The organism is Microbacterium sp. M28 (assembly GCF_025836995.1).
GTDB lineage: Bacteria > Actinomycetota > Actinomycetes > Actinomycetales > Microbacteriaceae > Microbacterium.
This window is the reverse complement of the sequence record NZ_CP107546.1, coordinates 1,049,212-1,067,959: the sequence shown is the minus strand read 5'-3', so window position 1 is coordinate 1,067,959 and position 18,748 is coordinate 1,049,212. Positions and strand designations below refer to the sequence as shown.

General features: G+C 70.9%; 15 protein-coding genes and 1 pseudogene. 7 read left to right on the top strand and 9 right to left on the bottom strand.

Translation table 11 applies throughout. The annotated features are described in order from the left end of the window. The first annotated feature begins 60 nt into the window (after positions 1-60). Complete coding sequence (locus OED01_RS05315; RefSeq protein ID WP_264157339.1) at positions 61-1,326, top strand: phosphotransferase; 1,266 nt, start codon at positions 61-63, stop codon at positions 1,324-1,326. On the opposite strand, the gene OED01_RS05310 is transcribed toward OED01_RS05315, so the two are convergent. Together OED01_RS05310 and OED01_RS05305 are read right to left on the bottom strand one after the other, a co-directional pair. Then, entirely contained in the window at positions 1,272-4,775 is a 3,504-nt protein-coding gene (locus OED01_RS05310) for an ATP-dependent helicase (protein WP_264157338.1), read from the bottom strand. The genes OED01_RS05315 and OED01_RS05310 overlap by 55 nt on opposite strands. Next, the gene (locus OED01_RS05305; RefSeq protein ID WP_264157337.1) at positions 4,772-8,017 is read right to left on the bottom strand and encodes an ATP-dependent helicase; all 3,246 of its coding nucleotides are present in this window, start codon (positions 8,015-8,017) and stop codon (positions 4,772-4,774) included. Before OED01_RS05305 ends, OED01_RS05310 begins: the two co-directional genes overlap by 4 nt. A gap of 140 nt (positions 8,018-8,157) precedes the next feature. On the opposite strand from OED01_RS05305, the gene OED01_RS05300 reads away from it, so the two are divergent. Continuing rightward, entirely contained in the window at positions 8,158-8,382 is a 225-nt protein-coding gene (locus tag OED01_RS05300; protein ID WP_264157336.1) for a DUF3107 domain-containing protein, read from the top strand. 1 nt (position 8,383) lies between these two features. Then, complete coding sequence (locus OED01_RS05295) at positions 8,384-8,671, top strand: hypothetical protein (RefSeq protein ID WP_264157335.1); 288 nt, start codon at positions 8,384-8,386, stop codon at positions 8,669-8,671. A gap of 18 nt (positions 8,672-8,689) precedes the next feature. On the opposite strand, the gene OED01_RS05290 is transcribed toward OED01_RS05295, so the two are convergent. Further along, positions 8,690-9,400, bottom strand: coding sequence for a ferritin-like domain-containing protein (locus tag OED01_RS05290; RefSeq protein ID WP_264157334.1), 711 nt, complete (start codon positions 9,398-9,400; stop codon positions 8,690-8,692). A gap of 190 nt (positions 9,401-9,590) precedes the next feature. Between OED01_RS05290 and OED01_RS05285 the strand changes: the two genes are divergently transcribed. After that, the gene (locus OED01_RS05285; RefSeq protein ID WP_264157333.1) at positions 9,591-11,114 is read left to right on the top strand and encodes a DEAD/DEAH box helicase; all 1,524 of its coding nucleotides are present in this window, start codon (positions 9,591-9,593) and stop codon (positions 11,112-11,114) included. On the opposite strand, the gene OED01_RS05280 is transcribed toward OED01_RS05285, so the two are convergent. Both OED01_RS05280 and OED01_RS05275 read right to left on the bottom strand, forming a co-directional pair. Next, entirely contained in the window at positions 11,090-12,019 is a 930-nt protein-coding gene (locus tag OED01_RS05280; RefSeq protein ID WP_264157332.1) for a DUF817 domain-containing protein, read from the bottom strand. The genes OED01_RS05285 and OED01_RS05280 overlap by 25 nt on opposite strands. A gap of 62 nt (positions 12,020-12,081) precedes the next feature. Then, the gene (locus tag OED01_RS05275) at positions 12,082-12,951 is read right to left on the bottom strand and encodes a PHP domain-containing protein (RefSeq protein WP_264157331.1); all 870 of its coding nucleotides are present in this window, start codon (positions 12,949-12,951) and stop codon (positions 12,082-12,084) included. A gap of 99 nt (positions 12,952-13,050) precedes the next feature. On the opposite strand from OED01_RS05275, the gene OED01_RS05270 reads away from it, so the two are divergent. Then, on the top strand, positions 13,051-14,070 hold the full coding sequence (locus OED01_RS05270) for an endonuclease/exonuclease/phosphatase family protein (protein ID WP_264157330.1): 1,020 nt from the start codon (positions 13,051-13,053) through the stop codon (positions 14,068-14,070). A 4-nt stretch (positions 14,071-14,074) separates the two neighbouring features. Here OED01_RS05270 and OED01_RS05265 read toward each other — a convergent pair whose 3' ends face one another. After that, on the bottom strand, positions 14,075-14,461 hold the full coding sequence (locus OED01_RS05265; RefSeq protein ID WP_264157329.1) for a DUF3054 domain-containing protein: 387 nt from the start codon (positions 14,459-14,461) through the stop codon (positions 14,075-14,077). A gap of 42 nt (positions 14,462-14,503) precedes the next feature. On the opposite strand from OED01_RS05265, the gene OED01_RS05260 reads away from it, so the two are divergent. Together OED01_RS05260 and OED01_RS05255 are read left to right on the top strand one after the other, a co-directional pair. Next, positions 14,504-15,922, top strand: a complete 1,419-nt coding sequence (locus OED01_RS05260; RefSeq protein ID WP_264157328.1) for an aminopeptidase P family protein — start codon at positions 14,504-14,506, stop codon at positions 15,920-15,922. A gap of 85 nt (positions 15,923-16,007) precedes the next feature. Further along, positions 16,008-16,697: pseudogene (locus OED01_RS05255) on the top strand (phosphotransferase); the annotation flags it as partial. Positions 16,698-16,883: 186 nt separating this feature from the next. Here OED01_RS05255 and OED01_RS05250 read toward each other — a convergent pair. The 3 genes from OED01_RS05250 to OED01_RS05240 are packed head-to-tail and all read right to left on the bottom strand — an operon-like array spanning position 16,884 to position 18,731. After that, positions 16,884-17,549, bottom strand: a complete 666-nt coding sequence (locus tag OED01_RS05250; RefSeq protein WP_264157327.1) for an SDR family oxidoreductase — start codon at positions 17,547-17,549, stop codon at positions 16,884-16,886. A gap of 10 nt (positions 17,550-17,559) precedes the next feature. After that, positions 17,560-17,985, bottom strand: coding sequence for a VOC family protein (locus tag OED01_RS05245; RefSeq protein ID WP_264157326.1), 426 nt, complete (start codon positions 17,983-17,985; stop codon positions 17,560-17,562). Then, entirely contained in the window at positions 17,985-18,731 is a 747-nt protein-coding gene (locus tag OED01_RS05240; protein ID WP_264157325.1) for a metallophosphoesterase family protein, read from the bottom strand. The genes OED01_RS05245 and OED01_RS05240 overlap by 1 nt, the downstream gene beginning before the upstream one ends. Between the last annotated feature and the right edge of the window lie 17 nt (positions 18,732-18,748).

Here is an 18,748-nt window from a genome sequence, read left to right as displayed (position 1 = left end):
TCCCCCTTCTCCGGGCGTGGCGTGGACGGATGGGGCGTGCGGCCGACCTACCCTGGGGGCATGGCACGCTCTGCATTCACTCTAGCGGCGGCGGTGACGGCGGCATTGCCCGGCGCGGAGGTCGCGGGGGCGCGAGCGCTCAGCGCAGGCGGCGACGGACGATTCGATTCCGCGGTCGCCACACTCGCCGACGGCCGGGAACTCGCGATCCGCGTCGCGGACGCCGACGACACCGCACGCGAACTCGCGTCCGAAGCCCTCGCGCTGCGTGCGCTGACTTCGGGAGCGCGAGCCATCCTGCCGTTCCGCGCGCCGGAGTACATCGGAGAGACGCGGCTGGGTGACAGCCGGGCCCTGGTGACGGAGCTGCTCGACGGCTTCCTCGTGGATGCCGCCGACATCCCCGCCGGACGCGGGGCCGCCGTGTCGATGGGGCGCGCGATCGCCGCCATCCATGCTCTTCCGGCGTCCGTCGTCCGGACCGCCGGTCTGCCCGCGCGGTCCGCCGACGAGGTGCGCGCCGAGATCCGTCAGCTCGTCGACCGCGCCGCGTCCACCGGGCGCGTACCGGCGCGTCTCACCGTGCGCTGGCGTGAGGCGACCGACGACGACGAACTCTGGCGCTTCGAGTCCGCCGTGACTCTCGGTGGTGTCCAGGCGACGTCGTTCCTGTTCACCGACGACGCGACGGAAGGCCCGCAGGTCACGGGGGTCATCGGCTGGCACGGGCTCTGCCTCGGCGATCCGGCCGTCGATCTGGCCTGGCTGTCGACCGCGCCGAACGCGGCGGCGGACGTGCAGGCCGCGTACACGGCGGCATCCGGTCGCGCTCCGGATGCGGCGCTCGGCGTCCGGGCGAGGCTCACCGCCGAACTCGAGTTCGCGCGCTGGCTCGTGCACGGCGACGCGCTGCGCCGTCCCGACATCGTCGACGACGCTGCTGCACTTCTCGATTCGCTCGCCGCCGGCCTGCGCGACGACGACCTCGCTGTGATCGCCGAGCGCGGAGACGGCGTGGATTCGGCGCTCGCAGCCCTCGATCGGGTGCCGGAGCAGCCGTCGACCGGGGTCGACACATCGATGCAGACCGACGCCTACAACCCGGAGGATCTCTGGCTGGAGACGGCCGAGGCCGAACCGGTCGGCGACCCGCACGCGACCGAGGACCTCACCGCTCTCGCCGATTCGGGCGTCCTGCCACGGGACGATGACCGCGCTGATCGCGGCGCCCGCGCATCCGAGGACGCCGACGAGGCCTCGGAGGACGAAGCTCAGCGTGCGGCGCGTGCCGCGCTCCAGCGCTGGACCAACTCCTCCTCCGAGTAGACCCGGTCGCCGCGGATCACCAGGTCGTCCGCGACGTAGTAGAGCGCGACGTCGATGTCCTCCAGAGGGACGCCGAACCGCCGATGGTAGGCGAGCCGGTACAGCGCGAGCTGCAGCATCCGCTCGTCCTTCTCGGCAGCCGTGCGAGGCGCCTTCCCCGTCTTCCAGTCGACGATCTCGATGCGGCCGCCGCGGTCGGCACGTCGGTACACCGCGTCGAGCTTGCAGATCACGATGTGACCGGCCGGATCGGGCGAGGTGACACCGTCCCTGTGGGACGCCCCCAGCGCGAAGTCGATCTCGATCTCGACCGCGATCGGCCGCAGGCCCGCCCACTCGCTGCGCTCGAAGATCTCCTTGAGCCGGTCCATGTCGGCCTGATCGGCGGCCGATCCCTCCTGCGCCTCCGGCTGCTCCTCGTCCAGTTCCCAGAGCGCTGCGTCGGGTGCGCGGCCCGCGCCGACCAGGCCGGAACGATGCTCGACCCAGGCGTGGAACAGGGTGCCGAGGCGCGTCTGCCGGTACGGCCGCTCCGGCATCGGTCGGGCGAGCGAGCGGACCGTGCCGCCGTAATCGGTCACATAATCCTTGAAGCGCGACGCGGGAATGCGCGTCGGTGCATCGGCGGCGGTGCCGTTCTGTCGCGCCGCACGTTCTGCGAGCAGCCGGGACAGCTCGGGACTCGGCTCGAGCTCGGTCCGTCCGAGCGCCGCGCGCACCGCATTCGCCGCCGCTGTCACCGCCTGTCGTCGTGCGCCGAGCGGATCCAGGGGCCAGTGGCTGGTCTTGCCAGGACCGTCGTACGGGTTCTCGTCCCCCGGATCGCCGGGGAGCACGGCGCCCAGGACGTCGAGCGCCTCGAGCAGGTACGGCGAGGGCTTGCGGGGGCTCTTCTGCCCCGCCCAGTGGGACCCGGTCAGCAGCAGATCGGTGCGCGCCCGGGTGACCGCGACGTAGGCCAGCCGGCGCTCTTCCTGCTTCTGGTACTCGCGATAGCGGTCCTTGAACACGGTGAGCGCACCCGGCGTCGCCTTGCTCGCGCTCGTCAGCGACGCGACACCGGCCTTCTTCCGCTTGACGGGGTCGAGCTCCTCGTCCGTGGGCGGGATCCAGGTGAAGCGTGGCAGCGCATCGGCGTCGCCGCGCAGCGCGAACGGGAGCACGCCGAACCCGAACCAGCCGGACGTGTCGGAGGGCCGTGACGGGAGTTCGTCGTCCACCAGGCGGACGACGGCGACGGCATCCCACTCCAGGCCTTTCGACCCGTGGATCGTGAGCAGCTGCACGACACCCGGTTCGGGGGGCTCCGGGCGCGGCATGAGCTCATCCGTGCTCTCGGCCTTGTCCAGCCAGGCGATCAGGCTGCCGATGGTCCCGCGGTCGTCTGCGGCGAGGAACGCGCGCACCTCGTCGGAGAAGGCGCGCAACTGGGTCGCCGCGACACGGGCCGGTCCGCGCGTCTCGTTGGCGGCCAGCTCGATGTCCAGTCGCAGCTCCAGCTCGATGAGCCGGATGAGCTCAGGGATCGGCTGGGCCGCCGCCCTCCGAAGCCGCTCCAGCATCTCCCCCGCGGCGCGCAACCGCGCGCGGCCGTCGGGGGTGATGCCCTGGACGAGCCGGTAGTCGTCGCGCAGGCCGCGCACGACATCGACCGCGTCGATGATCGACACCGCCTCGTCCGCTCCGCGTGAGGCACGGATGCGCTGACGCAGCTCGTCCGGCAGCGGGAGCAGTCCGCTGTCGCGTCTGGCCAGCTCGCCGGCGAGATCGTACAGCGCTGCCATGTCCGCGACGCCTACGGCGAAGCGCGGTCCGACGAGAAGCCGGATCAGCGACGAACCCGCGTTCGGGTCATGGATGATCCGCAGGACGGAGACCACGTCGACGACCTCGGGAGTCGTGAGCAGTCCTCCGAGGCCGAGGATGCGGTGCGGGATGCCGCGGCCGGCCAGCGCCGAGGCGAAGGTCTGCATGTGCCGCTTCGAACGGAACAGGATCGCGCCGGTGTGCGGCTTCGTCCCCGTGTGGGCCGCGCGGCGCTCGGCGAACCAGTCGGCGACCTCGGCGGCTTCGTCGTCGACCGTGAGCGGGAAGCGGACACCGACCTCCCCGCGGCCGGCGCCGGGGCGCGGCTCCAGCGGCGGGACGTCGAGGCCCGGACGCTGCAGCGGGCCGAGGATTCTGTTGGCGACGTCGAGGATGCGGGCGTCGTTGCGCCAGCTCGTCATCAGGCTGTAGGTGCCGGCGGTCGTGGACTCGGTGAACGTGCGCGCGAACGCGTACAGGTTGTCGGCGCTCGCGCCGCGCCAGCCGTAGATCGACTGATGCGGGTCGCCGACGGCCATCACCGCCGAGTCGCGGAACAATGCGGCGAGGAAGCGGGTCTGGATCACGGAGGTGTCCTGGTACTCATCCAGCAGCACCACGCGATGCTGCTCGCGCAGCTCCGCGCGCACGTCCGGCGACGACTCCACGATGTCGAACGCGCCGGCCACCTGATCCGCGAAATCCAGCACGCCGCGACGCTGCTTCTCGGCGATGTACTCGCGCACCAGCGCCGTCAGGGTCGGCAGCGCCAGCAGGTTCGCCGTCGCCTTGTCGATGTCTCCGGTGCCGCCGCTCGTGTACGGTTCGAACGCCTCGGCCTGGCGGAGGGCGATCCGGTCGGCCCTGTCCAGGTCGGCGCGATGGTCGAGCGCATCTCCCGCGAGGCGCTGCACGGCGTCGACCACCGTGCCGACCGCGCGGTCGATCTCCTCGAGGCCCGGGAGTTCGGCTCGCAGCACGACCTCGCGCGCGAGCATCCAGGATGCCGCCTGACTGAGCATGGCGACGTCGGGGTCGCGGCCGATCCTGGCGGCGTGTGCGCGCACGATCGAATCGGCGAACGCGTTGTAGGTCGACACCCGCGGTCGGATCAGCAGATCTTCGGCTGTGCGAGCGGATGCGGGGTTCCACCCCGTCTCGTATCGAGCGGCGAGCTCGTCGAGCACCTGCCGCCGCACGGTGTCGCGCTGCGCGCCGGCAGCCGCGGCATCCACGCGGTCGAGCACGCCGGACGCGACGATGTCGCGCAGGTGCGGCAGCAGGCCGCGTCGACCGTATTCGTCGATCAACGACAGGCGGACCCCGATACGCTCGGCCAGTTCACCAGCCGCCTTGCGCGTGAACGTCAGTCCGAGGATCTCGTCTCGGCGGACGTGGCCGTTGGCGACCAGCCACACCACGCGGCCGGACATGGTCTCGGTCTTGCCACTGCCGGCGCCGGCCACGACCAGCGCCGGGGTCGGATCGGCCTCGATCACGCGTTGCTGCGCGAGCGTCGGGGTCGGCAGGCCGAGCGCTGCGGCGACGTCCGTGGCCGAGATGCCGTGGCCGGCATCCGTCCAGTCCGTGTGTGCGGCGCCGACCTCGGCTGTCGTCGTCGCGGTTCCGGCGATCTGCGTCATGCGCTCACCGCCGGGACCGTGTGGATGCGGCACGGTTGCACGCGCCACTGCGTGTCGGCGCAGTGCGCTTCGACCTGCGCGGTGAAGCTGCTCGCGGACATCCCGCGCGCGGCGTCCGCGATGCGGTTGAGGAAGACCGTCCGCGTCTGATCATCCAGCGTGTGCTGGTGCGCGACGCGATAGTCGCTGCCGGACAGCGTCTTGGCGACCAGGACGAGACGGGCACCGGTGAGGGCCGCGGGGTCGGCGCCTGCCACGAGGCCCTGCTGCACCGCGATCTGGTAGGCCGCGAGTTGCGCGTGCTCGGCGACCTTCTGCTCGCTCTCGGGCTCGTACTTGCCGGTCTTCAGGTCGACCACGACCACGCGGCCGCCATCGGTCCCCGCCGCCATCCGCTCCCATTTCTGCCCTCGGGCCTTGGCGTGCTCACCCGCGCCGGGCGGGTACGCCTCGACCCGGTCGATGAAACCGTGCACCACTGCGCGCTGCGGGTTCGGCGCTGCGTCGCCCGTGACGCCGTGGACCGCTGGCGCCGCCGCGTTCCCGCCGTCCGGCGTCTCCAGGTCGACCGCGAACCGGAACTCGACCTCGCTCGCGAGGACGCGACCGCCCTCGGTCGCGACGTCCTGGATGTAGGAGTGCAGGCGTTCGATGTACTGATCTGCACGGCGGCGCTCCTTGCGACCGATCCATGCCGTCTCGAAGTCCAGCTCCGGCCAGTGCGCGGCGAGGATCTCGCGCATGCGTTCGAGATCGCCGTCCGGCACCTTCTCCATGGCCTCGTGCACGATCGTGCCGATCCCGGCCGATGGCGGAAGCACGGTGTCACCGCCCAGCGCGGACACCACCCAGTTCAGCTCGCACTCCTCGAACGATTCCATCCGCGACGGCGACACGCGCGCGGCCTCCACGGAGAGGTCGTGCAGCGGAGCGAGCGTCGACGGATCCGCTACGCCGTACCACTCGTCCGGATGGGCACCGGCGACCCCCTCGTCCGCGAGGATCGCGAGCTGTGCGGCGGCCTCCTCGCGGACCCGAGGGGAACCGGATGTCGTCAGCGCGCGACGGTGGCGGGCGACCAGCCCCCGCAGCGTGAGCGGATGCTCGGCCGATGGATGCAGTTCCGGAGCATCCGGCGCCGGCAGGAACGCGAAGAAGCCGCTCGGTGTCATATCGTCGTCGTCGACCGCGGTGATCAGCAGACGCGAACGCGCACGCGACACGGCGCGAACGAACAGCCGCAGCTCGTCATGGAGAGCGGATCGTCTCCGATCCAGTACACCGGGCGCGGGCACCGCCGTTCCGGTACGCGCAGCCATGACCGCGTCCGCGAGACGCCAGGTGCCCAGCATCCCGCCGCGCAGACGCACGTTCGGCCAGACGCCGTCCTGGACACCGGCGACGATGACGGCCTCGTACTCGCCGCCGAGCGCGGTCGCCGGCGTCAGCAGAGTGACCAGGCCCGGGCGGTCCGGCGTGGACAGTGTGTCCTCCGGCACTTCACTGTCGAGGATGTCGTGGATGAACACCACCGGCTTCTCCTCCGGCGAGCGCTCCACGAAGCGCTTGGCCGCATCGAACAGCGCGACCAGACTGTCCAGCGCACGCGCGAGGTCGGCGCCGCCCGGCTGCTCGGCCGAGGCGCGCCAGGACTTCTCCAGTCGCGCGCCGTCGAGTCCTCGAGCGCGGTCCCAGACCCGCCAGAGCAACTCGTGGATGGTCTCGCCCGACTCCGCGGCCGCTGCCACCTCGGCCAGCGTCGCGGCGAAACGGTCGGCGGCCCTGGCCTCCGGAGCGTCGATGCGGTCGAACTGCGCGGGATGCATCATCGCCAGCCGCAGCAGTTCACCCGCCGGAGTCGCACCGCCGTCGGCCAGTTCGAGGTGGCGCAGCCGCGCGCGAAGACGGCGCAGACCGACGGCGTCCATGCCACCGAACGGTGTGCGAAGCGCCTCGGTCAGCGCGTCGATCTGACGCTCGTCCGCGGGTGTGAGCGCCAGTCGCACGATGCCGACGATGTCGCGCACGACCCCTTCGCTCCCGAGCGGGCGCTGCACGCCGGCGGCGCGGGTGGGCACCTCGCGGGCGGCGAGTTCGGTCTCGAGGGCGGTCACCTGACGCGTGTCGTGCGCGATGACGGCCATGTCGCTCCACGCGACGCCGTGGGAGAGATGCCAATCGCGCAGCACACCGGCGATCCGGTCGAACTCCTCGTAGGGGCTGGATGCGACGAACGTCGACACGTCCGCGGCGGACTCCGCGGACACGGCCTCCGGGGCACGACGATGCTCGACCCGGCCGGCGACGCCGATCGCCTGCGTCACCGTGCGCGTGAGCGCGGTCAGCGCCGGTGCCTGCCGATGCGGGCGGTCGAGCACGTGGACGTGCTCGAGCAGGGCCGCGAGTTCGTGGAAGAGCTGCGGAGTGGCTCCGCGGAACGCGCCGGAGGAGATGTCCGGGTCGCCGAACGCGAAGACCGCGATGCCTCTGGCTCGGAGTGCCCGCACGAGCTCGATGCCCCCGCGCGTCAGTTCCTGCGCGTCGTCGATCAGGACGATGCGCAGGTCGGCGAGGGGGCCCAGGACGGCGGCATCCGCGCCGCGCAGCAGCGCGGCCGCCTCGCTGACGAGATCCGGGATGTCGCGGTGCGCGGCCCGCATGCCGCCCAGCACCTGGCGGTAGTCGCGCAGGAAGCCGCCGATCGCTCGCCAGACCTCGTCGTCCGAGCCGCTCAGCTCGTCGGCGTCCACGCCGAGTTCGGTGCACTCGGCGAGGAACGCGCGCAGCTCGGAGCGGAACCCGGTCGACGCCCGCATCGCGGGGCTCAGCTGCGCCGGCCAGCGCGATGTCTGCCCGTCGCCCTCGTCCGCCGCGTCGCCCTCGAGCAGGTCGGCGATGATGCGGTCCTGGTCCGCCCCGGTCAGCAGAGCGGGCGGCTCTGCACCGGCGTGCACGGTCGCGCCCCTGACCACCTGGAAGGCGAAAGAGGCCAGTGAACGTGCGAGCGGCCCCGGTGTGGCCTGGCGCGTCCGCACCCCGATGGCGTCGCGCAGCGCCGTCGCGGCCTGCCTGCTCGGAGTCAGCACGAGCAGAGCCTCCGGGGGCATGCCATGGCGCTCGAGGAGGGCGGCCACCCTCGCGACGAGCGCGTGCGTCTTGCCCGTCCCCGGGGCTCCGATCACGACGGCTGACGCGTCTGCGGCGGCGCCGATGACGGCGAGTTGCGCGGCGTCCTCTGTCATGTCATCCACGGTAGCCGGACGCACGGACACCGCCCCGCACGAACGGTTGTGCGCCGTGGGCGAAACCGCGCCGCAGCCCCGATCCGGCCCGTGCCCTGCGCGGTAGAGTTGCCTGAGTCCCCGATCTTCAAGGAGCACGCGTGGAAATTCGCATCGGCATCGTCAACACCGGCCGTGAGCTGAACTTCGAGTCCGCTTCCAGCGCCGACGAGGTGCGGACGCAGGTGACATCCGCGCTCGAGCAGAACGCCACCCACGTGAGCTTCGTCGACGTGAAGGGCAGCTCGTACCTGGTGCCGACCGCGAACCTCGCGTACATCGAGCTCGGCACAGAGGAATCGCGTCGCGTCGGCTTCGTCGCCTGACATGTACATCCTGCTCGCGCTCATCGCCGCGTGCGCGCTCGGAATCGGCATGCACTACCTGCTGCCGGCCCGCGAGCTGCGCGGTGTGATGGTGACGCCCGGCATCGCGACCGCAGCCGCGGCCATCATCTACACCGGCATGCAATGGGCCGGCGTCGGCCAGGACAGCTTCTGGCTGTGGCTGGCGAGCATCGTCGGGTCGCTCGCGGTCGCCGCCCTCGCGACGATCGCCCTGTCATCGGCGCGGACGCGCTCGGATGCCGCGAGGCGGGCCGCGCTCGGCCTCTGAAGGCGGCAGGCCGCGAGGCTACGCGGCCAGACCCAGAGCGTCCATGCGGCGCGCATGCGCGCCCATGAGCTCGGTGTAGACCGGTTCGATGCGGTCGTCGTCAACGACCAGGCGCTCCGGGCGCAACGCGGAACGTGCGACCAGCAGCGTGTCGCCCACGAGTCGGCGCGCCCACATCGACAGCAGCGACCGCCACTCGACGTCGGACTCGATCGTCGCGGTGAGGATCGCGACGATCTCGTCGCTGCGATCATCCTCCCGCAGGATCTCCGCCACGCGGCGGCCCGTCTCGCCGTAGCTGCCGGCCAGTGCCAGGTAGAAGTCGTCGAGCATACCGGCGGTGATGTGCACCGCGAGCAGGGTCTCCCGCGGTCGGGCACCGATCGTCTTACGACGGAACGCGTCCAGGTGCTCGCGGAACGGCAGCATCAGTTCGGTCGGATCATCCCCGCGCTCGGTGATGAGGTCGACGATCCCGCGGTGCTTGTCCAGCGCCGCACCAGCCGCGCGCGAGATGGCTTCCTTCTCGCTGAGCTCGGGCGTCGCCCGGATCAGACGGCTGAGCGTCTCGAAGTAGCCGAGCTGCAGATACGCGGCCTGGCCGAGGAAGCGCGCCTCCTCGGGCGCCAGCTCGGCGAAGTCGATGCGCGTCGCGCCGCTGTCCTCTCCGCGGCTGCGCAGGGTGAGCGTGCGCCGCGGCGCCTTGCGCTGCCAGAACCACTGAACCATGGACTTCAGACTACCGACCCGCTCACCGCCGCAGCATCCGCTCTACCGGCCGCGACGGGGTGCTCGGGTAGGCTGGTCCCACGCCCTGCCATCGGAGCAGGGCCCCGCGCCTGTGGCACATGAGACGGCGTGGATCCGTATATACGTGGCGCGCCCCGCGCACGGGCCGCCGGACAGGCAACATCACATCGTGACAACCTTCGCCGAACTCGGCATCGATCAGGACATCGTCGACGCCCTCGCCGCCAAGGGCATCGTGGACGCGTTCCCCATTCAGGAGCAGACCATCCCCCTCGGCCTTCCGGGCCAGGACATCATCGGCCAGGCCAAGACCGGAACCGGAAAGACGTTCGGCTTCGGCATCCCCGTCGTCCAGCGCCTGGGTGAGAACCCGGAACCTGGCGTCAAGGCGCTCATCGTCGTCCCGACGCGCGAGCTCGCCGTCCAGGTCTACGAGGACATGGACCTGCTCACCAGCAACCGCTCCACCAGCGTCGTCGCCATCTACGGCGGCAAGGCCTACGAGGGGCAGATCGACCAGCTCAAGGCCGGCGCACAGATCGTCGTCGGCACACCGGGTCGTCTGATCGACCTCGCAGGCCAGCGTCTGCTCGACCTCTCCAACGCGACCGAGGTCGTGCTGGACGAGGCGGACAAGATGCTCGACCTCGGCTTCCTCGCCGACATCGAGAAGATCTTCCAGAAGGTTCCGGACAAGCGCCACACCCAGCTCTTCTCGGCGACCATGCCGGGCCCGATCGTCGCGCTGGCGCGCCGGTTCATGTCGAACCCGATCCACATCCGCGCCAACGACCCCGACGAGGGGCTGACCCAGGCGAACATCAAGCACCTCGTCTACCGCGCGCACTCGCTCGACAAGGACGAGGTCATCGCCCGCATCCTGCAGGCCGAGGGCCGCGGCAAGACCGTCATCTTCACGCGCACCAAGCGCGCGGCGCAGCGCCTGGTCGACGAGCTCGGCGACCGCGGATTCAACGTCGGCGGCGTGCACGGAGACATGGGACAGGAGCAGCGCGAGCGCTCGATGGCCGCCTTCAAGGCGGGTAAGCGCGACGTGCTCGTCGCCACCGACGTCGCCGCCCGCGGCATCGACGTCGACGACGTCACCCACGTCATCAACCACACCATCCCGGACGAGGACAAGACGTACCTGCACCGCGCCGGCCGCACCGGCCGCGCAGGCAAGACGGGTATCGCGGTCACGTTCGTCGACTGGGAGGACCTGCACAAGTGGGCCCTCATCAACCGCGCCCTGGAGTTCGGCCAGCCCGAGCCCGTCGAGACGTATTCGTCGAGCCCGCATCTGTACAGCGACCTGAACATCCCCGAAGGCACGAAGGGCCGGCTGACGACGGCGCCGAAGACGCAGGCGGTCAAGACGCAGCGCCAGCGCCCGGAGAAGGCCGCGGATGCCGCAGCCGAGGGCGCTTCCGAGGGAACGACCCGCCGCCGCCGTCGCCGTCGCACCGCGACCGAGCCCGTCGGCTCGACGTTCGCCGAGGGCGACGCGTCCAAGGACGAGACGTCGAAGGACGCCCCAGCCGTCGATCGCAGCGCTGAGGGCGCAGGCACCCACGACGGTGCGGGCAAGGAGCACCACGACGGCAAACCGGCTCCGGCACGTCGCCGTCGTCGCCGTCGCGGCGGATCCGGTGGCGGTACGGTTCCTCAGGCTCCGGCCGCCGGGGCCTGAGACTCTTCCTCGAGGGGCGGATGCTGCGGCATCCGCCCCTCGTCGTCTGCGCCGGTGGAGGCCGGCGCACGCGGCGGATACACCCAGGTCACCATGACCACCGAGATGATCATGAGCAGGAACCAGGAGCCGAGCTTGCTCGGCGAGACCGGCTGCCATGCGGCCACCTGGTCCGGATACGCCCATGCCCCGGCCCAGGTGCCGATGTTCTCGGCGAGATAGATGAACACCGCCACGCCCGCGAACACGATCAGCAGCGGCAGCCGGAGCACGCGCCGCCACACGCGGGCGTACATGACCGTCGGCAGCCAGAGCAGCACGACCGCGCCGAGCAGGACCCACCGGGCATCCCACCAGAAGTGATGCGCGAAGAAGTTCAGGTAGACGGCCGCCGCGACCGCCGTCGTGAGCCAGCGGCGGGGATAGCGGACGAACCCGAGGTCGAAGAGCCGGTGGACGCGCACCATGTACGACCCCACCGCCGCGTACATGAACCCGCTGAACAGCGGGACTCCGCCGAGGCGCAGCACGCCGTCGGCGGCGTACATCCACGAACCCACGTCGGTCTTGAACAGCTCCATCACCGTCCCCGTGACATGGAACAGGACGATGACCCACAGCTCGCGGCCCGTCTCGAGCCGGAACACGAGCATGGCGACCTGGATCAGAACGGCCGCCATCGTCAGCGCATCGTTGCGGGCGATGACCGCGTCATCCGGATACCACAGGCGAGCAGCGACGATCGCGACCAGCAGGGCGGCGCCGAACACGCACGCCCAGGCCTGCTTGAGCACGAAAACGGCGAACTCGATCAGACCGGCACGGATGCCGTTCGCCGAGGCATCCCGGAGGAGGCGATGGGCGACCTCGTCGATGCGCCGTTCCAGGGATGTCGCCCGCTGCATGCCGGACAACCTATCGGCCGGACCGCACAGGTGTCCGGGAGAATCCCGACAGTTCGCCCGGCTCAGGGATACCGCGGATCCGTGCCGGTCGCGCGGTCGATGATCCGCGCCACCATCTCATCGGCCGTGGTGTTCTCACCAGGCACGTTGGGTTTGCCGGCACCGTGATAGTCGCTCGACCCGGTGACGATGAGATCGTGCTCGGCCGCGAGCGCCCGCAGCAGCCGCTTGCCGTCCTCGGTGTTCTCGCGGTGATCGATCTCGAACCCGCCCAGCCCCTCGGCGATCAGACGCTCGATGAACGAGACCGGCATCATCCGATCTCGTCCTGCCGTCACCGGGTGCGCGATGATCGCCACGCCCCCGGCGCGCGTGATGAGCCGCACCGCCGTCAGCGGGTCGGGCGCGTAGTGCGGTTCGTAGTACCCCTCGCGCGGGTGCAGGATGCCGTCGAACGCCTCGGCTCGGTCGCGCACGATGCCGCGGGCGACCAGAGCATCCGCGATGTGCGGGCGGCCGACCGTGGCATCCTGCATCGTCTGCGCGATGACGTCCTCCCAGTTCAGGTCGTAGTCGCGGCCGATGTTGCGCACGATCCGTTCGGCTCTGCCGATGCGGTCTCCGCGGATGCGATCGGTCTCGGCGGCGAGCGCCGGATCGACCGGATCGAAGAGATAACCGAGGACGTGGACGCTGCGCCACTCGTGCTTGGCGGACAGCTCCATCCCCGGAAGGAACGTCATCTCCAGCTCGCCGGCGGCGCGTGCGGCCTCGTCCCAGCCGGTGGTGCGGTCGTGATCGGTCAGGGCGAGGGTGCGGATGCCGTGCGCCTTCGCCTGTCGGACGACCTCGGCCGGTGACTGCGTCCCGTCGGAGTGATTGGAGTGCAGGTGCAGGTCGCTGGGACCCTCGAACCGTTGCGCGCTCCTCATCCTCCGAGCGTATCGCCCGCCAGGAGCGCGGGATCCATCCGCCGCGCGGTGCCTGCCGCACCAGATGATTCACAGATCCCGCCCCTAGGCTGATGGGCGATGTTCCGAGTACTGGGGATTCTGCTGACCGTGCTGTTCGCGATAGCGACGGCCGTCGTGGTGTGGCCGCAGTTCTTCAAGCTCGAGCAGACCTATCCGTTCGCCCAGCTCGTGGCGGTGCGCGGTGCTGTCGCGGCGGCGTTCGCGGTCGTGGCCGTGCTGGCGCTGCTGCTGCTGCTCGCCAAGCCGCTGCGCGGTTTCGCGGCGTCCATTCTGATCGTCGCGATCATCGGGGCCGGAGCATCCGTCGCGATCGGCGCCGTGCGCGGCCTCGGTTCCGAGACTCTTCCGGAGAAGACCGACGGCAGCGTGCGGGTGCTCACCTGGAACACCGCAGGCGAGGCCATCTCCGCCGACGCCATCGCCGCCGAGATCCTCGAGCAGGATGCCGAGATCGTCGCCCTTCCGGAGACGGCCGAGTCGGTCGGCGCCCGCATCGCGGTGATGCTGCGCGAGCAGGGGCATCCGATGTGGGTGCATCACGTGCAGTTCAACCCCGACGTCGAGAACGGGCCGCAGGCCTGGCAGACGACGATCCTCATCTCCCCCGACCTCGGCGACTACTCGGTGATCCAGTCCTCGGTGGACGGGACCAGCAACACCAGCTCCGTGCCGAGCGCGGTCGCGATGCCGGTGGACGGCGACGGCCCGACTGTCGTCGCCGTGCACGCGGTCGCCCCCCGCCCCGAAGCGATGGATCGCTGGCAGAGCGACCTCGCCTGGATCGCCGACCAGTGCCCTCAGGGCGATTTCATCCTCGCCGGTGACTTCAACGCGACGATCGACCACATGGCCTCGCTCGGCGTCGACGGGGGCGACATGGGCTATTGCCGCGACGCGGCCGCGCGCACCGGGAACGGTGCGGTGGCGACCTGGCCGGCGTCCTACCCCGAGCTGCTCGGGGCGCCGATCGACCACATCATGGCCAGCCCCAACTGGGAGCCGACCGGATCCGTCGTGCTCGATGCCGACGGCAGCGACCACCGCGGGCTCGTCGTGCAGCTGGAGCCCGTGGGCTGAGCGCTCAGCGGCGGCGCCGGACGATCGTGTTCACGGCGCGCCAGCCGATGAGGAAGACCGCCAGCGTCACCGCCGCGACGATCACGAACGCCCACGCCGTACCCTGCCCGGTCAGCGCCCGCAGCGCCATGCCGCCGCCGAGGGTGACGAGCCAGATCAGGATGCCCGGTACCACCCGCGTGGCATCCGTGCCCACGGCCAGCGCGACTGCGTGCACGACGATGAGCGCGGCGAGGAACGGCCAGATAGAGACCACGATCCGGGCGACGGCATCCGGCTCGCCGACCGAGTGCGACAGTCCTCCGAGCACGCAGAACACGACGACCAGCGCCGCGTCGATGACGATGGTGACGGCGGGTGACGGGCGCTGGGCGGGGCGTTCTGGGCTCACCCATCCACCCTACGCGGCGACGCGGAGTGAGAGACTGGAGGCATGAGCACCGGATCCAGCGACACGATCGCACAGGCCACCGACGACGACGCGGCGAAGACGCCCGTCACCAACCGCAAGCAGCCGTTCCCTCGCGGCTTCCTGGACACGATCTCGACCGGATGGGCCGAGCGCCCGGAGTCGCTTCCCGCGGCGCGGCCCCAGGCCGCCTACGCGGCTGCGCGCCGGGACAAGGTCTCCGCCGCGTTCGCGGGCAGGCGTCTGGTGATCCCCGCCGGATCGCTGAAGCAGCGCAGCAACGACACGGACTACCCGTTCCGTGCGCACTCCGCGTTCGCGCACCTGACGGGCTGGGCGGCGGATGCCGAACCCGACTCCGTGCTCGTGTTCGACCCGACGGATGCCGGACACGACGTCACCCTGTACTTCCGCGAGCGCGCCGACCGGACGACGACCGAGTTCTACGCGGACGCGACGGTCGGCGAGTTCTGGATCGGCCCCCGCCCGTCGCTCGCCGGCGTCGCCGCCGACCTCGCCATCGCGACGGACCACCTCGCCGCCTTCACCGCCGGAGCCGACGATGTGGCGCTCGACGACGCCGACCTCGCGCGGTTCGTCTCGGAGCTGCGCCTCGTGAAGGACGAGTACGAGATCGCCGAGATGCGCCGGGCCGTCGACATCACCGCGCAGGGCTTCGACGACATCATCCGCGCCCTCCCGGAGGCCGCGGTGCACGCTCGAGGCGAACGGGTCGTCGAGGGGGTCTTCCACCGTCGCGCACGCGAGGACGGCAACGGCGAGGGGTACGACACGATCGCCGCCTCCGGTCCGCACGCCTGCTACCTGCACTGGACCCGCAACGACGGCACGGTCGTCCCCGGCGACCTCATCCTCGTGGATGCCGGTGTCGAGGCCGACAGCCTCTACACGGCCGACATCACGCGCACCCTGCCGGTCAACGGCACGTTCACCGAGGTGCAGCGCAAGGTCTACGAGGCGGTCCGAGAGGCGGCCGACGCCGCCTTCGCCGCGGCGAAGAACGGCGTCCGGTTCCGCACCGTGCACGAAGCGGCGATGCAGGTCATCGCCGCACGGGTCGCCGAGTGGGGTCTGCTGCCTGTGACGGCCGAGGAGGCGCTCGACGCGGATGCCGGCGGCCAGCACCGCCGCTACATGGTCCACGGCACCAGCCACCACCTGGGCATCGACGTGCACGACTGCGCTCAGGCCCGCCGCGAGATGTACTACGACGGGATCCTCGAGCCGGGCATGGTCTTCACGATCGAGCCTGGGCTGTACTTCCAGATCGACGATCTGACCGTTCCCGAGGAGCTCCGAGGGATCGGCGTCCGGATCGAGGACGACATCGTCATGACCGAGGACGGCCCCGTGAACCTGTCCGCCGGCATCCCGCGGACGGCCGACGAGGTCGAGGCCTGGATCGCCCGGGTTCAGGCCTGAGCCACGGTTTCGACACCGGTATCCCGGGGCGGCGCGTCCGACGCGCCGCCCCGGTTCCGTCGCCCGCGGACCCCGAAGGAGCGGCATGGGCATCGATGAGGCTCTCGCGACGTGTCTGATCGCCGAGCAGTTCGGTGACCTGCGCCGCCTGCCCGTACGCCGTCTCGCGTCGGCAGGCACGGTGAACGCCCTCTTCCGGGTCGGCGACGAACTCGTCGCCCGATTCCCGTTCGATCCCGCGCCGGCGGACGAGCTGCGGCGGGAAGCCGACGCGATGGCCGATTTCGCCGCTGTCAGCCCCTTCCCCGCGCCGACCCCGGTGGGCATCGGCGAACCGACCGAGCGTTACGCCTCGGCATGGAGCCTGCAGACCTGGATCGACGGCGCACCGGCGGATCACGACGCATCCGGGTCATCGCAGACGCTGGTGGACGACGTCGTCCGGCTCATCGCAGCGCTCCGGAGCGCCCCGGTGGGCGCGCGTTCGTTCGACGGGCGCGGACGCGGCGGCGATCTGCGCGACCACGACGAGTGGATGTCGGAGTGCTTCGCCCGCAGCGGCGGCCGGATCGACGTCGGACGGGCGCGTGCGCTGTGGCAACGGCTCAGGGAGCTCGGCTCGCCGGATGCCCTCTCGATGTCGCACCGCGACCTGACCCCGCCGAACCTGCTCGTCGAACGCGGCCGGCTCACGGGTGTGCTGGACAGCGGTTCGTTCGGCCCGGCCGATCGTGCGCTCGATCTCGTCGCGGCCTGGCACCTCTTCGACGCGACCGGCCGCGCTCGCCTCCGAAGCGAGCTCGGGATCGGCGACGGCGAATGGCTGCGCGGTGCGGCCTGGGCGTTCCAGCAGGCGATGGGTCTGGGCTGGTACTACGTCGATTCCAACCCGACCATGAGCGCGCTCGGCTGTCGACCACGCGCCGACTGCTCGCGGCCCCGGAGCTGGGCTGACGCGGGGTCAGTAGCGCGCCGAGAACCCGCCGTCGGCGTGCAGGAGCTGCCCGGAGACCCACCGGCCCTCCGGCGAGACCAGGAACGACACGAAGGCGGCGATGTCGGCCGGCGTCCCGATGCGCCCGAGCGGATGCGCGGGCACGAGCGACTCCGCGAACCCCTCCGGCATCCATCCCGTGTCGATCGGACCGGGGTTGAGCACGTTCGCGGAGATGCCGAGGGGGCCGAGCTCGCGGGCCGCCGAGATGACGAGGCGATCGAGTGCGCCCTTGGACGAGCCGTAGGGCAGGTTCCCGGTGGTGTGATCGCTTGTGAGGGCGACGACCCCTCCCCCGGCATCCGGGATCTGCCGTGCGAAGGCAGCGATCAGCAGCAGACTCGCTCGGGCGTTGATGGCCACGTGCCGGTCGAAGCTCTCGGCCGTCGTGTCCAGGATGCCGGATTCGACGTCGTGCGCGTGCGAGAGGATCAGCGCCGAGATCGGTCCTCGTTCGCGCACCACGTCGGCGATGAGCTCAGCGGGCCCTTCAGGGGTGGAGAGATCGCACGGGTGGTCGGCGTCAGCGAGGTCGCTGGTCGCGACCTCCCAACCGTCCGCGCGCAGACGGGGGACGATGCCGGCGGCGATGCTGTTCGCGCGTGCGGCGCCGGTGACGAGAGCGAGAGGCATGAGCGATACCCTAGCGACTCTCCTCGACCCCGTCCGTCGTACCCGGCGAGCTCAGCGCCGCGACGACTTCGACCTTGAACCCCGCCGCGTTCTCCAGCCAGCCGGCGTAGTGGTCCTCGCCGCCCGCGTGCGGATACCGATCGGCGTACAGCGGCGTCCACCCGTTCGCCGGTGCCGCCCGGATCAGCGCATCCACCTGCACCGACGAGCCGCCGTGGAAGGCCAGATGATTGACGCCCGGTCGTCGGCGATCGTGATCGGCTGAGGACAGGTTCGGCGACGTCGTCAGGGTCAGGGAGGCGCCGCCTGCCGCCCAGGACATCCCGTCCGACCATTCCTGCTCCGGGACGAATCCCAGCTCGGACAGCAGCCACCGCCAGCCGGCATCCTCCGAGCGGTCGGCGACCCACACCTCGACGTGATGGAATCCGCTCATCACTGCCGGCCCCGGTACACGCCGGTGCGCAGCTCGACCGCCCACACGTCGCGGGTGGGCATCTGCACCGACTCCGCCACCGCGATCTCGGCCTCGACGTCGTACGGTACCCGGATGAACTGGATGCCGAAGGGCGCCTCGTGCTCGGCATCCGCAATGCCCTCCAGGATCACGTACGAGGGCTGCGGAACGTCCAGCGGATTGCCGACGCTGCCCACGTTGAACAGCGTCTTCCGATCGGTGGATTCGATGTAGGCGTCGTGGATGTCGGCGTAGCCGACGACGTCGGGCTCCGGTCCGTCTCCGGTCATCGCGGTGTTGGCGAACATGCCCGCGAACTCCTCTGGTGTGTGGTGGAAGTGCACCCGCACGTGCGGGCTCTCCGCCGAGGCGTGGAACAGGCGGATCCGCCTGCCGCTCATCAGCAGATCGTGGCTGAGTGGCAGGGCTCCGAGCCAGCTCAGGCTCTCCGCCGAGAGCTCTGCGTGCCACCAGCGCAGCGGTTCCTGCGCGGTCGGGTCGTCGGGGATCCCGGGGAGGAAGTCGTCCCAGTTGCCCCGCACGTTGACTTCGCACGCCTCGCGGCAGCGCTGCACCGCAGCCTCGCCGCGAGGCCCCTTGCCTGCCGTGTCGCCGAGGTTGAACACGCGATGAATGCCGCGGCCCGCGATGTCGGCGAGCACCGCTTCCAGGGCGGTCATGTTCCCGTGGACGTCGGAGATGAGGGCGATGCGGTCGAGGCTCACCCGACCATCGTGGCAGA

Excerpts from the sequence above, each read along its gene's own strand:
- OED01_RS05315 (WP_264157339.1), top strand. The coding sequence starts at position 61 with ATGGCACGCTCTGCATTCACTCTAGCGGCGGCGGTGACGGCGGCATTG.
- OED01_RS05310 (WP_264157338.1), bottom strand. The coding sequence starts at position 4,775 with ATGACGCAGATCGCCGGAACCGCGACGACGACAGCCGAGGTCGGCGCC.
- OED01_RS05305 (WP_264157337.1), bottom strand. The coding sequence starts at position 8,017 with ATGACAGAGGACGCCGCGCAACTCGCCGTCATCGGCGCCGCCGCAGAC.
- OED01_RS05295 (WP_264157335.1), top strand. The coding sequence starts at position 8,384 with ATGTACATCCTGCTCGCGCTCATCGCCGCGTGCGCGCTCGGAATCGGC.
- OED01_RS05290 (WP_264157334.1), bottom strand. The coding sequence starts at position 9,400 with ATGGTTCAGTGGTTCTGGCAGCGCAAGGCGCCGCGGCGCACGCTCACC.
- OED01_RS05280 (WP_264157332.1), bottom strand. The coding sequence starts at position 12,019 with ATGCAGCGGGCGACATCCCTGGAACGGCGCATCGACGAGGTCGCCCAT.
- OED01_RS05275 (WP_264157331.1), bottom strand. The coding sequence starts at position 12,951 with ATGAGGAGCGCGCAACGGTTCGAGGGTCCCAGCGACCTGCACCTGCAC.
- OED01_RS05270 (WP_264157330.1), top strand. The coding sequence starts at position 13,051 with ATGTTCCGAGTACTGGGGATTCTGCTGACCGTGCTGTTCGCGATAGCG.
- OED01_RS05260 (WP_264157328.1), top strand. The coding sequence starts at position 14,504 with ATGAGCACCGGATCCAGCGACACGATCGCACAGGCCACCGACGACGAC.
- OED01_RS05250 (WP_264157327.1), bottom strand. The coding sequence starts at position 17,549 with ATGCCTCTCGCTCTCGTCACCGGCGCCGCACGCGCGAACAGCATCGCC.
- OED01_RS05245 (WP_264157326.1), bottom strand. The coding sequence starts at position 17,985 with ATGAGCGGATTCCATCACGTCGAGGTGTGGGTCGCCGACCGCTCGGAG.